Origin of the sequence: Amycolatopsis pittospori, assembly GCF_013870525.1 — a bacterium.
Taxonomy (GTDB): Bacteria; Actinomycetota; Actinomycetes; order Mycobacteriales; family Pseudonocardiaceae; genus Amycolatopsis; species Amycolatopsis pittospori.
The window spans coordinates 108,374-121,020 of the sequence record NZ_JACBXD010000017.1; the positions used below are offsets into that span (position 1 = coordinate 108,374).

14 protein-coding genes and 1 pseudogene are annotated in these 12,647 nt (G+C 68.3%); 8 read left to right on the forward strand and 7 right to left on the reverse strand.

The features are described 5' to 3' along the window. Positions 1-40: 40 nt before the first annotated feature. Both H5J31_RS12730 and H5J31_RS12735 read right to left on the reverse strand, forming a co-directional pair. A complete protein-coding gene (locus H5J31_RS12730) occupies positions 41-496 on the reverse strand; it encodes a PTS sugar transporter subunit IIA (RefSeq protein ID WP_181772723.1) in 456 nt (151 codons plus the stop codon). Continuing rightward, positions 493-738 (reverse strand): annotated as a pseudogene (locus H5J31_RS12735) (glucose PTS transporter subunit EIIB); the annotation flags it as partial. The gene H5J31_RS12730 and the pseudogene H5J31_RS12735, both read right to left, overlap by 4 nt. A gap of 224 nt (positions 739-962) precedes the next feature. Here H5J31_RS12735 and H5J31_RS12740 point away from each other — a divergent pair. The 4 genes from H5J31_RS12740 to H5J31_RS12755 all read left to right on the forward strand — a co-directional run bounded on the left by H5J31_RS12740 (position 963) and on the right by H5J31_RS12755 (position 4,204). Next, positions 963-1,751 carry a GntR family transcriptional regulator gene (locus tag H5J31_RS12740; protein ID WP_181772724.1) on the forward strand — a complete coding sequence of 263 codons (789 nt, stop codon included), beginning with the start codon at positions 963-965 and terminating at the stop codon, positions 1,749-1,751. Next, positions 1,748-3,010 (forward strand): PTS transporter subunit EIIC, encoded by a 1,263-nt coding sequence (locus H5J31_RS12745; RefSeq protein ID WP_181772725.1) that lies wholly within the window; start codon positions 1,748-1,750, stop codon positions 3,008-3,010. The genes H5J31_RS12740 and H5J31_RS12745 overlap by 4 nt, the downstream gene beginning before the upstream one ends. Before the next feature lie 41 nt (positions 3,011-3,051). Further along, positions 3,052-3,318 (forward strand): HPr family phosphocarrier protein, encoded by a 267-nt coding sequence (locus H5J31_RS12750; protein ID WP_181772726.1) that lies wholly within the window; start codon positions 3,052-3,054, stop codon positions 3,316-3,318. Between the two features lie 61 nt (positions 3,319-3,379). Further along, positions 3,380-4,204, forward strand: coding sequence for a serine hydrolase domain-containing protein (locus tag H5J31_RS12755; RefSeq protein ID WP_181772727.1), 825 nt, complete (start codon positions 3,380-3,382; stop codon positions 4,202-4,204). Here H5J31_RS12755 and H5J31_RS12760 read toward each other — a convergent pair. Continuing rightward, the gene (locus tag H5J31_RS12760) at positions 4,194-5,135 is read right to left on the reverse strand and encodes a D-2-hydroxyacid dehydrogenase family protein (protein ID WP_181772728.1); all 942 of its coding nucleotides are present in this window, start codon (positions 5,133-5,135) and stop codon (positions 4,194-4,196) included. The genes H5J31_RS12755 and H5J31_RS12760 overlap by 11 nt on opposite strands. Before the next feature lie 48 nt (positions 5,136-5,183). Here H5J31_RS12760 and H5J31_RS12765 point away from each other — a divergent pair, with 48 nt between their 5' ends. Both H5J31_RS12765 and H5J31_RS12770 read left to right on the forward strand, forming a co-directional pair. Beyond that, positions 5,184-5,519, forward strand: coding sequence for an NIPSNAP family protein (locus tag H5J31_RS12765; protein WP_181772729.1), 336 nt, complete (start codon positions 5,184-5,186; stop codon positions 5,517-5,519). A gap of 16 nt (positions 5,520-5,535) precedes the next feature. Further along, the gene (locus H5J31_RS12770; RefSeq protein WP_181772730.1) at positions 5,536-6,192 is read left to right on the forward strand and encodes a maleylpyruvate isomerase family mycothiol-dependent enzyme; all 657 of its coding nucleotides are present in this window, start codon (positions 5,536-5,538) and stop codon (positions 6,190-6,192) included. 3 nt (positions 6,193-6,195) lie between these two features. Here the strand turns inward: H5J31_RS12770 and H5J31_RS12775 are convergent, their stop codons facing one another. Next, positions 6,196-7,389 carry an endonuclease/exonuclease/phosphatase family protein gene (locus tag H5J31_RS12775; RefSeq protein ID WP_181772731.1) on the reverse strand — a complete coding sequence of 398 codons (1,194 nt, stop codon included), beginning with the start codon at positions 7,387-7,389 and terminating at the stop codon, positions 6,196-6,198. A gap of 141 nt (positions 7,390-7,530) precedes the next feature. On the opposite strand from H5J31_RS12775, the gene H5J31_RS12780 reads away from it, so the two are divergent. Together H5J31_RS12780 and H5J31_RS12785 are read left to right on the forward strand one after the other, a co-directional pair. Next, positions 7,531-7,953, forward strand: coding sequence for a hypothetical protein (locus H5J31_RS12780; RefSeq protein ID WP_181772732.1), 423 nt, complete (start codon positions 7,531-7,533; stop codon positions 7,951-7,953). Between the two features lie 17 nt (positions 7,954-7,970). Continuing rightward, positions 7,971-8,636 (forward strand): TetR/AcrR family transcriptional regulator, encoded by a 666-nt coding sequence (locus H5J31_RS12785; RefSeq protein WP_181772733.1) that lies wholly within the window; start codon positions 7,971-7,973, stop codon positions 8,634-8,636. A 111-nt stretch (positions 8,637-8,747) separates the two neighbouring features. Here H5J31_RS12785 and H5J31_RS12790 read toward each other — a convergent pair whose 3' ends face one another. The 3 genes from H5J31_RS12790 to mltG all read right to left on the reverse strand — a co-directional run bounded on the left by H5J31_RS12790 (position 8,748) and on the right by mltG (position 12,538). Then, positions 8,748-10,007, reverse strand: coding sequence for a GrpB family protein (locus H5J31_RS12790; protein WP_181772734.1), 1,260 nt, complete (start codon positions 10,005-10,007; stop codon positions 8,748-8,750). Positions 10,008-10,242: 235 nt separating this feature from the next. Continuing rightward, positions 10,243-11,100, reverse strand: coding sequence for a shikimate dehydrogenase (locus tag H5J31_RS12795; protein WP_181772735.1), 858 nt, complete (start codon positions 11,098-11,100; stop codon positions 10,243-10,245). Further along, the gene (gene mltG, locus H5J31_RS12800; RefSeq protein ID WP_181772736.1) at positions 11,087-12,538 is read right to left on the reverse strand and encodes an endolytic transglycosylase MltG; all 1,452 of its coding nucleotides are present in this window, start codon (positions 12,536-12,538) and stop codon (positions 11,087-11,089) included. The genes H5J31_RS12795 and mltG overlap by 14 nt, the downstream gene beginning before the upstream one ends. Positions 12,539-12,647: the final 109 nt, after the last annotated feature.

Here is a 12,647-nt window from a genome sequence, read left to right on the forward strand (position 1 = left end):
TGTCCGATCGGGACCCTTCATGACGTTCGCGTGATGCTTTTCAGTTGTCCCAAGTGAAGATCGGGTCGCCCGCTTCGACGTCGCCACCGGTGAGCAGTCCCGAAAGCACGTCGGCCTTCGCGTCCAGCGCAACGACGGGCACGATCGGCGAGTAGCCGGCGGCCGCGACGGCGTCCGGGTCCCAGCCGACGATCGGCTGACCGGAGCGGACGGCCTCGCCCTTGACGACGTGGAGGGTGAACCCCTCGCCCTTCTGCTTGACCGTGTCGATCCCGAGGTGCACCAGCACCGCGCGGCCGTCCTCGGTGGCCACCACGAAGGCGTGCGGGTGCAGGGTGACGACCGTCCCGTCGACCGGCGCGACGGCGTCCTGGCGCCCGCCCGAGGGCAGGACCGCGAGGCCGGGGCCGACCATCGACTCGGCGAAGACCGGGTCGGGCACTTCGGTCATAGCGGTCGTTTTACCGCTTACCGGGCTCAGGATTTCGAGGCTCACATCAGGTCCTCGATGTCGCTGGCGATCGTGTCGGCCTCCGGCCCCACGATCACCTGCACACCGGCGCCCATGCGCACGACGCCCATCGCGCCGGCGGCCTTCAGCGCCGCCTCGTCGAGCAGGCTCATGTCTTCGAGCTCACAGCGAAGCCGCGTGATGCACCCCTCCACCTCGATGACGTTCTCGGCGCCGCCGAGCGCCGCGAGGATCTTTTCCGGCCTGTCATCCGCCATCGCGGTCTCCCTGTTCCCTGTCGGTTTCCCACATGCGAACCAGCTGTACTACGCCGTTCGCCGACTCGCACCCGATCCCTGGCCACGAACGCGTAACGGTGGTTGACACCTGCTCGTGCGACGGAGCATCCTGCCCCATCGGATCATTGGTCTAGACCGGAACGTACCAATCTTCCGGACCAGATGCGAGTACGGGTTACCCAACCGACCGGCCCGAAAGGACGGTGACCGTCATGAGCGCTTCCGCGCAGCTGCCGCCGTCCGACCGTGTGATCAACGGACCGACGCCCAAGCACGCCCAGCTGCGGGAGATTCTGCGCCGCACGGTGGAGCGTGAGCTACCCCCCGGCTCACCCATCCCCTCGGAACGTGACCTCGCCGAGACCTATCAGGTGTCGAGGCTCACGGTCCGGTCGGCGATCGGCAAGCTGGTCGAAGAAGGGCTTTTGTCGCGCGTGCGCGGCAAAGGGACGTTCACCGCCGCCAGGCGGATGGAATTGCAGCTCTACCTGATGTCCTTCACCGAGGACATGCGCCGTCGCGGGATGACCCCGACCACGGAGGTCGTCAAGACCGCCACCGAGGTCCCGCCCGCTCCCTCGGCGCACGCCCTCGGCCTGACCGCCGGGACCCCGGCGCACCGGCTGGTACGGCTTCGCCGTGCCGACGGCGTGCCACTGGCGGTCGAACGCGGGTGGTATCACGCGGGCCGGATGCCCGGTCTGCTCGATCTCGATCTCACCCGATCGTTGTACGTCCAACTCGCCCAGTCGTACGACCTCCGCCCGGACCACGCCTGGCAGACGGTCTGGGCCGAATCCGCGGACCGCGAAACGGCACGCCTGCTCGGCATGCGCGCCGGCACTCCGCTTCTTGTCTTCCGCCGGGTCTCCAGCGTCAACGGGGAACCGATCGAAGACATGACTTCCTGGTACCGGGGCGATCACTACCAGGTCACCATGCAGCTGGACCGGAACACCCCGGATTCCGGTCACCATCCTCACTACGGAGGTACTCGATGAGCTCCACCACCGCCGAGGGGGCGAAGAGCAAAGGCAAGGGCAAGGGACTTGCCGGCCTTCAGCGCTTCGGCCGCAGCCTCATGCTCCCCATCGCCGCCCTGCCCGCCGCCGCTCTCCTGTCGAGGCTCGGTCAGCCCGACCTGCTCGGCGCGGACGGCCTCGGCTGGGACAAGGTCGCCGCGGCCATCGGTGCCGCTGGGGACTCGCTGTTCAACTGGCTGCCGCTCCTGTTCGCGGTGGGTATCGCGGTCGGGTTCGCCCGGAAGAGCGACGGTGCCACGGGCCTCGCCGCCGTAGTCGGCTTCTTCGTCTTCACGAGCGTTCTTCGCGTCTTCGCGCCGTTCGAAGAGCTTCCCGGCTGGAACCCCGAAAAGCCCGCCGGCCTGATGCTCAACCCGATCAAGTGGCCGTACAGCGTCCTGGCCGGTGTGATCGTCGGCCTCGTCACCGCGCTGCTGTGGCAGAAGTTCTACCGCATCAAGCTGCCGCCGTACCTGGCCTTCTTCGGTGGCCGCCGGTTCGTGCCGATCATCACCGCCCTGGTGCTGCTGGTCCTCGCGGTGCCGCTGGGCCTGGTCTTCCACTGGGTCAACGACGGCATCCAGGCCGCCGGTGAGGCGGTCACCGGCTCCCCAGTGGTCGGTGGCGGTATCTACGGCTTCCTGAACCGGCTGCTGATCCCGGTCGGTCTGCACCAGCTGCTGAACGTGCCGGTGTGGTTCATCTTCGACGGTGGCGACCTGACCGAGTTCTTCAAGGGCGACCCGACCCGCGGCACCTTCATGACCGGGTTCTTCCCGATCTTCATGTTCGCCATCCCCGCCGCGGCGCTGGCGATCTGGCAGACCGCGAAGCCCAGCCAGAAGAAGATCGTCGGCGGTGTGATGATCGCCGGTGCGCTGACCTCGTTCCTGACCGGTGTCACCGAGCCGATCGAGTTCTCGTTCATGTACGTCGCGTGGCCGCTCTACCTGATCCACGCGGTCCTGACCGGTACGTCGCTGGCTCTGGTGAACGCGCTCGACATCCACCTCGGCTTCGGGTTCTCCGCCGGTGCGATCGACTTCGGGCTCAACTTCAGCCACCCGGCGGCGAGCAGCAACGTCTGGCTGCTGATCCCGATCGGCCTCGCCTACGCGGTCGTCTACTACGTGATCTTCCGTTTCGTGATCACCAAGTGGAACCTGCGGACCCCCGGCCGTGAGGACGACTCGATCGAGGCCGATCTCGAAGCCACCGCGGCCAAGCCCGTCAAGTAGTTTCAGTTCCAAGAAAACCGAAGGCACGAAAGGGAAAGAACATGCCGGAGAAACGAGTCACCGTGGCCAGCAAGGTGGGGCTGCACGCCAGGCCCGCCGCACTGGTCGCCAAGGCGGCCGCGGCGCAGCCCGTCGCGGTGAGCATCGCCAAGGTGGACGGCGACCCGGTCGCGGCCGGCAGTGTGCTGAACCTGATGACGCTCGCCGCCGGTTTCGGCGACGAGGTCATCATCAGTGCCGAGGGTGACGGCGCCGAGGCGGCCGTCGACGCCATCGCCGAGCTGGTGGCGACCGACCTCGACGCCTGATCCCACCCCACTGCGAAGCCCGGGCCGCCCCGACCGGCCCGGGCTTCGTAGGGTGTCGGTCATGGAGAGCGTGCGCGAGATCGAACAGTGGCCGGTGGACACCGCCGCCACGGCCGTGGTGACCGCCGCCGGTGACGTGGTGGGCACGCACGGCGACACGACGAAGGTGTACAAACTGGCGTCGGTGACGAAGCCGTTGACGGCCTACGCCGCGCTGATCGCCATCGAAGAGGGCGTCGTCGAACTCGACACCCCCGCCGGGCCGGAGGGCTCCACGATCCGGCATCTGCTCTCGCACACCTCGGGCCTGGCCTTCAACGAGCACAAGTCGATGGCCGCGCCCGGCAACCGGCGTTTGTACTCCAACGCCGGATTCGAACAGCTCGCCGACGCGCTCACCGAGCATTCCGGCATCCCCTTCGCCGACTACCAGGCGGAGGCGCTTTTCCAGCCGCTGGGTATGAAGGCGACCAAGCTGGCCGGCTCACCCGCCGCGGGCGCCGAGTCCACTGTGGACGACCTGGTCGCGTTCGCCGCCGAACTGCAGGCCCCGAAGCTCATCGCCGCCGAGACCGTACGCGAGGCGACGTCCATCGTCTTCCCGGGACTTTCCGGTGTCCTGCCCGGATTCGGCCACCAGAAGCCGAACGACTGGGGCCTCGGTTTCGAGATCCGCGACCACAAGAGTCCACACTGGACGGGTTCGTCCAGTTCGCCGCGGACCTTCGGCCACTTCGGGCAGTCCGGCACGTTCCTGTGGGTCGATCCGGACGCCGGCGCCGCCTGCGTCGCGCTCACCGACCGCGCGTTCGGCCCGTGGGCGGCCGAGGTGTGGCCGCCCTACACCGACGCCGTCCTCGCCGAACTGCGCGGCCTCACTCCATGACACGCAGCGGCGAACCCGCGCGGAAGGCCGCGATGTCCTCGACGGCGTCGCGGTAGAAGATCTCGTAGGCCTCGCGGGTGACGTAGCCGATGTGCGGGGTCAGTACGACGTTGTCCAGCGTCCGCAGCGGGTGCTCCGACGGCAGCGGCTCGACGTCGAAGACATCGAGGGCCGCGACCGCGATCTCCCTGCGGCGCAAGGCGTCGACCAGCGCGGCCTCGTCCACGATCGGACCGCGCGAGGTGTTGACGAGCATCGCCGTCGGCTTCATCGCGGCGATCTCGGGTGCGCCGACCAGCCCGCGGCTGCGGTCGCTGAGCACGAGATGCACCGACAGCACGTCCGAGCGGGCGAACAGTTCCTCTTTCGACACCGCCGTCACGCCGTGGGGGTCCGCCTTCTCCTGGGTCAGGTTCTGGCTCCAGGCGATGGTCTCCATGCCGAACGCCTGACCGATCCTGGCCGCGCCGGCGCCGAGCCTGCCGAGCCCGAGCAGCCCGAGGGTCTTGCCGTGCAGGATCGTGCCGACGGTGGTCTGCCAGCCGCCGTCGGTCATGTTCCGGAACTCCGTGGGCAGGTTCCGGGCGGCGGCGAGGATCAGCGCCCAGGTGTGCTCGGCCGCGGGCGCGCCGATGTACCCGGTGGCGGAGACGACCACGCCGTTGCGCCGGGCGGCGGCGACGTCGATCGCGGCGTTGCGCTTGCCGGTGCTGACCAGCAGTTCGAGCGCGGGAAGCCGGTCGAGGACCTCGGCGGGGAAACGGGTGCGTTCACGCATCGCGACCAGGACGTCGAAGCCCCGCAGGCGCGCCACCACGTCGGCGGCGTCCACGAACGGCTTCGTGAACACCTCGATCTCGGCGTCGAGGGAGGCCCAGTCCCCGTACCCGAGGGCGACGTTCTGGTAGTCGTCGAGAATCGCGATCTTCATGTCGCCCAGGCTAGGGTCGGGCCCCGAACCGTGCCCAGGGAGGCCGTTGTGATCCTCGAATTCCGGACATACCGGCTGAAGCCCGGGACGAGTGAGGATTTCCTCCGCGTCCTGCGTGACGATTCCATCCCCCTCCTGGAAACTGCGGGACTGCGCGTCATCGATTACGGTCGTTCCTTGGTCGCCGAAGACGGTCGAGAAGAGGCCTATCTGATCCGCGCGTTCGATTCGCTGCAAGAGCACGAGCGCCAGGAACGCGAGTTCTATGGCAGCGAGGCCTGGCTGGAGGGTCCGCGCGAGGCGATCGTTTCACGGATCGAGAGCTACCACACGATCGTCATCGAGACCTCCGAAGCGGCGGTCGAAGCACTCAGACGGGCTTGAGGAAGAGGACACGGGCATGGATGTGGACGAGCGCAAGGTGCTGGCCTGGACCGAGGCGGAGCGGCTGAGCGTGGCCGATCTCCTCGAAGGACTCGCCGAAAAGGACTGGTCGGCCGACACTTTATGTCCGAAGTGGACAGTCCATGAAATGGCCGCTCACCTGGCACTCTCACCCCGGACTGGCCTCAAGGACACCATCCTCGGCGCCATCAAGGCGAAGGGGAACTGGGACCGGATGACCGCCGACCAGGCCATCGACCACGCCGCCCGGTTCGAACCCGCCGAACTCGTCGCCCAGATCCGGGAGGACGCGGGGTCGGATCACCGCTCCCCCGGCGCCAAACCGATCGACCCGCTCGCCGACGTCCTCATCCACGGCCAGGACATCGTCCGCCCGCTCGGGCTCACCCGGCCCATGCCCGAAGGGCCGGCGATCGCGTCGCTGGAGCACATCCTCGCCAGTCCGTTCTGGGGCGCCCGCAAACGCTGCAAGGGCGTGAAGATGATCGCCACCGACGCCGACTGGACCGGCGGCGAGGGGCCCGACGAGGTCCGGGGCCCGCTCGCCGACCTGCTGATGGCCGCGACCGGCCGGGGCACCGGCCTGGCCGCGCTCACCGGCTCGGGCAAGGCGCGGATCGGCGCCCACTGCAATCCGCCGGTTTCGGTCTGAGCGCTACCAGCGCGGCACGAACACGTCGACCCGCACCAGGTGATGGTCCGAAGCGTCGTTGAGCCGCGCCAACGGTGAATCGGGCAGCGGCCAGAAGACCTCGGCGCGCCACGGGAAGAGCCCCTTCGAGGGCAGGACGTAGTCGATCCGCAGGTTGCCCGGCGCGTTGTCGTTGAAGTCGCCGGTGTCGAAGAACGGGTCGCCCTTCTGCCCGATGTTGGCGCCGCCCTGGGCCTGAGCCGCCCGTACGCCGCCTTCGCTGCCCGGGCGGGTCTCGATGACGCGAGGCGTGTTCAGCAGGCGTGAGATCGCGCCAGGGACGCTGTCGCCGTCGAGCGGGTCGGAGTTGTGGTCGCCGGCGATGACGAACTTCTCGTGCGCGCCCAGCCCGCCGCGGCGGCCGCGGTCGTCGTAGATATAGCGGCCCTTGCCCGGGGTCACGTAGTCCGCCCAGAAGCGGATCTCGTCGTTGTTGCGCGTGCCGTTGCGGTCCTCGGGGCCGTCGAAGGTGGGCGGCGTCGGATGCGCGGTCAGGAAGTGCACGGTGGACCGGCCGACGCGGACCGGGACGTCCCAATGCGACTTCGACGAGAGCCGGAGCACGTCGAGCGCCTGCGGCGAGTACCAGTCGTCCGGCGCCGGGGTGGCCGGGTCGTCCGGGAGGAGCGCGCCGGGCATGTCCTTCCAGAGGAACTTCTGGAAGGTGCGCACGCTCTTGGTGTCGATCGGGTACTTCGAGAGCACGAGCATGCCGTACTGGCCCTCGAAGAGGCCGAAGCCGTGCGCGTCGTTGCCGCCGCCGACCTGGCCGTTGCGGTCGAGGTCGAAACCGGTCGCGACGCCGGTGTTCGACGGCGCGGTGAAGGCGTACGGGTAGTCGATCGGCGCGGCGCCGTTCTGGCCGCGCTTCAGGTAGTTCTCGCGGAACAGGTTCGCGGCGCGGTTCTCCGGCACGTAGTCGAACTCGTTGATCAGCAGCACGTCCGGCCGGTTGCGCTGGATCACCTCGGCGACCTCGTTCGCCTGGGCGTTGCCCGGCTGCGACAGGTCGGTCACGAGCTGACCCGCGGCCCCACGGTTCAGCGAAGCGTTGTACGTCGCGAAGCGGACGTTCTGCCCGACGGTGGCGTCCGCCGGAGTGGCGGCCAGCAGGGCTCCCGACACGAGCACGGTGAGCACGGCGGCGATGCGTTTCACGGTCTTACCTCCCAGATCTGGTGCGACCTTACGCAGCCGCATGTCCTCCCGGGTGAGCTTCAGGTGAACAGCGTCTCTTGAACGCGTTCAAAATCTGGGCTACCGTCCTTCTTGAACACGTTCAAAACCTCGGAGGTCCCCATGCAACCCGTCGTCGTGGCCTACGCCCTCTACCTGGCCATCACCGTCCCGCTGACCGTCCTGGTCGCCCGCACGCTGAGCAGGCACGGGAAGACGTTCCTGGAGGACGTCTTCCAGGACAAGCAGGCGCTGGCGCACTCGGTCAACCAACTGCTCGTCGTCGGCTTCTACCTGGTCAGCCTGGGTTTCGTGACCCTGTTCCTGACCAGCAGCGAAACCGTCCTCGACGCACGCGACGTCTTCGAGATGCTGTCGGTGAAGGTCGGCACCGTGGCGCTCGTGCTCGGGGTGATGCACGTCGGGAACGTGCTGGTGTTCAACGGCATCCGCCGCAAACACCTGAACCACGCCACCCCGCGGCCCGCGCAGATGCCGCCGCCCTACCCCGGCTACCCGGCGCCCGCTCCGCACCCGGCGCCCTGACCGGATAACGTGCAGCAGTGGCGAAGAGTGAGGAAACCAGGTCGCTGATCGTGGCGACCGCGATGCGATTGTTCGCCGAGAACGGCTACGACCGCACGACCATGCGGGCCATCGCCGCCGAAGCCGGAGTGTCGGTCGGGAACGCGTACTACTACTTCGCCTCGAAAGACCAGCTGATCCAAGGGTTCTACGACGAGATCGCCAAGGTGCACCTCGCCACGTCGCGCCAGGTGATCGAAGGTGAGCGGGACTTCAGCGCACGGCTCAAGACCGTCCTGCTCACCTGGCTCGACGTCGCCGAGCCGTACCACCGCTTCGGCACCCAGTTCTTCGTCAACGCCGCCGACCCGGACTCCCCGCTGAGCCCCTTCAGCGACGAATCGACGCCCGCGCGGGACGCCTCGATCGGACTGATGCGCGACGTCATCGCCGACTCCGACGCGAAACTCGACCCGGACCTGCGCGACGACCTCCCCGACCTGCTGTGGCTTTACCAGATGGGCGTCGTGCTGTTCTGGGTCCACGACCGGTCGAAGGGACAGAAGCGGAGCCGCGTACTCGTGGAACGGACCGTGCCGCTGATCGCGCGGCTGGTGGGACTGTCGCGCCTGCGGGTGCTGCGGCCGGTGAGCCGGGAGATCGTCTCGCTGATCCGGGACCTCTCCAAACGCGACGACGCCTGAGACCTCTCCGCGTTCAGCCGGCCGCCCGTGAAGGCCTCCTTGCCTACTTTGAGGGTAGGCAAGGAGGCCTTCACGGACTGGGGGCCGGCCGCAACCAGAGGACTAAATGCGTCAGGGGCGGGACTCCCGGACGGTCCGGAAGTACAGGAACCGCGGCTTCGTCCGCAGGTTCGCGTACCAGCGCGGGTCGGTTTCCTCGATCGACTCGTCCGGCATCGGCTCCACCAGCCTGTCGACGGCGAACCCGGCGTCGCGCACCGCGCCGAAAGTCCAGCTCAGGGGCCGCCGGTAGAACTGGACCTTCTGGCCCGGCGGGAACTCGTCGTCGAGCAGTTCGAGCTTGAAGTAGTTGTCCTTCTCGAACCAGCGCCAGTCCTCGCCGGGGTGGTGCACGGAGAACACCAGCAGCCCGCCCGGTTTCAGCACCCGCCGGAACTCGGCCAGCGTCGGCCCCCATTCCTTCAGGTAGTGCAGCACCAGCGACGCCGCGATGACGTCGATGGAGCCGTCCTCCAGGAACGTCAGCGGCTGCGACACGTCCGCGATCTCGAACGTCGCGACGTCCCCGAACTTCTCCCGCGCGATGGCGACCATGCCCGCGCTGGCGTCGACGCCGAGGACGTCCGCGCCCTTCGCCGCCAGGAGTGCGCTGAGGTGTCCCGCGGCGCTGCCGACGTCGAGCACCCGCTTGCCCGCGACGTCGCCGGCCAGTTCGACGATGGCCGGGCGGTCGTAGTGGGCGTTGGTGCTGCTGGTTTCGGCGTGCGCGGCGTAGTGCCGGGCGAAACCGTCGTATTGGGCGGCACGCGCCCGTTCGATGATCTCGTCGATCACCTCGGTTTTGGCGTCGGCGTAGTGCTGGATGTACTTCCAGGTGCGCGCGGCCAGTTCGCGTTTCTTGGCCTCGTAGAGCTTCAGCTCGTCTTCGTGGGCGATCAGCCGGTCGCGGAAGAGCCGGTAGCGTTCGGTCTGGCCGTTGTCCGGCGAGTAGACGTGCAGATTGATGTTGGTGTCCGGGCCTTTGAAGCTGCGGTGCTTCTCCCACTCCGGCTCACGGATGACGAGCCGGTAGCCCTCCGCCTCCAACTGCGGCACGTAGGCGTCCTCGTCGTTCGAATCCGCGACGATGAGCATGATGTCGATGATCGGTTTCGCGCAGAGTCCGGGCACCGACGTGGAGCCGACATGCTCCAGGATCAGCGCGCGTTCCCCCAGGATCCCCCTGATGCGCTTGGCTTCCCGGTCGAACAGTCCGGGCCACTCCGGGTCGTATTCGGCCAGGGTGACGGTGGAATTCAGTACCGGAGCCTGATCGACCCACGCGTTGTCGATGTCTTCTTCGGTGTAGTCGTCTCGATCGGGTTTGGGCATTGACCCCTTGTTCCTTCCTCAGCACACCTCGCGAGTCTGCGCGCGACCGCGATCCCGTCGCCAGGGCGCGAGCAGGAATCAGACGTCCCATTCCCCATTCAGGGCGCCCTGCCGCCGCGATAGCGGGGCCGTTCGGCCAGAGGCGCGCGCGGTGGGTCACCGAAGAGCCGCGACGCCCCTCTCGAGGCAGTCGGCCAGATTATCGAACCCGGACGATCTTGTCAGGCGTTTCCGCTCAAAGAATCGGCAAAGAAAGAAATCCGCCGGTCGCTTCACGCAACGCGTCGCGCATTTCGGCGCGCGGAGCGGGCTGGCCGGTGAAGTACTCGGACTGCCCGAACGCCTGGTGCAGCAACATGTCCAGTCCGGTGGCCAGCCGCCCACCCCGGTCGGCGACGGCTTCGGCGAGCGCGGTCGGCCAGGGGTGGTAGATGACGTCGAGGACGCAGCCGATACCGGCCAGGTCCGCGAGATGGGGCCGGACGGCGTCCGGGGGCACGGTGTTCACCAGCACCGCCGAGTCGGCCGCGAGCTTCCCGAAGTCGGCGTCCGTCCAGCGCAGGACCTCGACGTCGAGCCCGGCCCGAGAAGCCGCCTCGACCGTCTCCGTCGCCCGTGCCGGGTCCCGCACGACGAGCCGGACCGTCCGTACACCGAGCGAGGCCAGTCCGACGACGGCCGCGGCGGCCGTACCGCCCGCCCCGAGGACGACGGCCGCGTCGTCCGGACCGGGCGAGTAGCCGCCGGCGATCCGCAGGGCCTCGGTGACGCCGTCGACGTCGGTGCAGTCGGCCAGCCAACCGGTTTCCCGCCGCACCAGCGTGTTCGCCGCGCCGACCGCCGCCGCACGCGGGGTGACCTCGTCGGCGTGGTCCAGCGCGGCCCGTTTGCCGGGCATGGTCACCGACAGCCCGGTCCACTCCGGGCCGAGGCCGCGGACGAAGGCGGGCAAGCCGTCTCCGTCCATCTCGACGCGTTCGTAGGTCCAGCCGTCGAGCCCCAGCGCGCGGAAGGCGGCGCCGTGCAGCACCGGCGAAAGGGAGTGTTCGACCGGTTTCCCGAGGATCGCGGCCTTGCGGTTAGTAGACACCACGCCTCTGTGCGTCCAGCCTGTTCTTGTTGTGCTCGTCGTTCGTCACCGCGAAGCAGGAAAGGCCGTTCTTCTCGCACTTGACGAAGAAGATCCACTCTCCCGCGGTCGGTTTCAGCGCGGCTTGGATCGCCTCCGCGCTCGGCACCGAGATCGGTGTCGGGGTCAGGCCGACGGACTTGTAAGTGTTGTAAGCGCCCGCTTTTTCCCGTTCCTCGGGTTTGGTCAGCAGGGTCGGCCGGTCGAGGATGTAGTTGACCGTCGAGTCCATCTCGAGCCGCATCTTCTCGTCGAGCCGGTTGTAGATGACCCGCGAGATCTTCCCGAAGTCGGCCTTCACCGCCTCGCGTTCGATGATCGACGCGATGATGAGCGTCTCGTACGGCGTCTTGCCCTCGCCCTTGGACTGGTCGCTCAGCCCGGCGTTGAGGATGCGCTCCGCCGAGGCCTTCACGACGTCGGTGAGCAGTTCCTCGGCCGTCCAGCCGGGTTTGACGTTGAAGATGCCCGGAGCGATCAGTCCTTCGAGCCGCCGGTCCTTGCGCTCCGCCTTGGTGGCGGGCTCGACGGCCCACGACGGGATCCCCATCTTCGCGAGGTCCCCCGTTTCGACCGTCTTGCGCAGTTCCTCGACCGGGACGCAGGTGCTCGTGCCGTTCAGGTCGGCGCAGGAAGCCTTGGACAGCAGCGAGTACACGCCCGGCGTCACCTTGCCGTCGGGCTGGGTGATGTCGTCGAACTGGGTGTACGGCCGGATCTCGACCTGCCCGACCTTGGACGCGGCCGCGGTCATCTTCTCGACCGCGCTGGCGCCGGACATCTTCGTCTTCATGACGTAGTAGCCCTGCTGGAGCCGCGAGACGGCGGTGTTGTCCTCGCCCGCCTTCACGAACGCCTTGCCGCTGGCGACCACTCCGGCGGCCTGGAGCCGGTTGCCGATGGCGGACGTCGAGTCGCCCTTCTCCACCTGCACGAGGACGTCGCTCTCGCCGGTGCCTTCGTAGTCTTCGTAGCCGAAGATCTCGGTGAAGCCGTAGTAGGCGCCACCGGCGAGCAGCACGAGCACGGTCAGCGCGGCGACCCAGCCCAGCGCGCGCTTCTTCTTGCGCTTCTTGGGCGGCGGTCCCTGGCGCTCCGGCCGCTCGTCCTCGATGCGCTCCGGCTCGGCGCGATCTTCGTCCTCGAAATCCTGCTCGTCGTCGTAATCCTCGTAGTCGTCGTACTCGTCATAGTCGTCGTACGTGTCGTCGCCGAAGATCTCGTCGTACTCCTCCTCGCTGCCTTGGGCAGGACGAGGGGCCGCGCCCGGGCGCCGGGCCATCGGCGCTTCCTGGATCGCGGGGAGGATGTCTGTCGGCCGCTCGTCCGGATGCGGGCCGTCGTCCTCGCGGCGCCTCCGGCGACCGGGACGGGGCGGCTCGTCCTGGGCATAGGCGGGCATGCCGAGACCACGGTCACCCGGCTGGGGGGACCGCCGGGGCGGTGCGGGAGGTGGAGGAGGCGGCGGCGCGGGTTCCGGAGCTCGCCTAGGCGCCGGACGCTGTACGCGG

Bases quoted from the DNA above. Each gene is read 5' to 3' on its own strand.
- H5J31_RS12760 (WP_181772728.1), bottom strand. From the start codon at position 5,135: ATGAAGATCGCGATTCTCGACGACTACCAGAACGTCGCCCTCGGGTAC.
- H5J31_RS12750 (WP_181772726.1), top strand. From the start codon at position 3,052: ATGCCGGAGAAACGAGTCACCGTGGCCAGCAAGGTGGGGCTGCACGCC.
- mltG (WP_181772736.1), bottom strand. From the start codon at position 12,538: ATGCCCGCCTATGCCCAGGACGAGCCGCCCCGTCCCGGTCGCCGGAGG.
- H5J31_RS12790 (WP_181772734.1), bottom strand. From the start codon at position 10,007: ATGCCCAAACCCGATCGAGACGACTACACCGAAGAAGACATCGACAAC.
- H5J31_RS12745 (WP_181772725.1), top strand. From the start codon at position 1,748: ATGAGCTCCACCACCGCCGAGGGGGCGAAGAGCAAAGGCAAGGGCAAG.
- H5J31_RS12740 (WP_181772724.1), top strand. From the start codon at position 963: ATGAGCGCTTCCGCGCAGCTGCCGCCGTCCGACCGTGTGATCAACGGA.
- H5J31_RS12755 (WP_181772727.1), top strand. From the start codon at position 3,380: ATGGAGAGCGTGCGCGAGATCGAACAGTGGCCGGTGGACACCGCCGCC.
- H5J31_RS12780 (WP_181772732.1), top strand. From the start codon at position 7,531: ATGCAACCCGTCGTCGTGGCCTACGCCCTCTACCTGGCCATCACCGTC.
- H5J31_RS12770 (WP_181772730.1), top strand. From the start codon at position 5,536: ATGGATGTGGACGAGCGCAAGGTGCTGGCCTGGACCGAGGCGGAGCGG.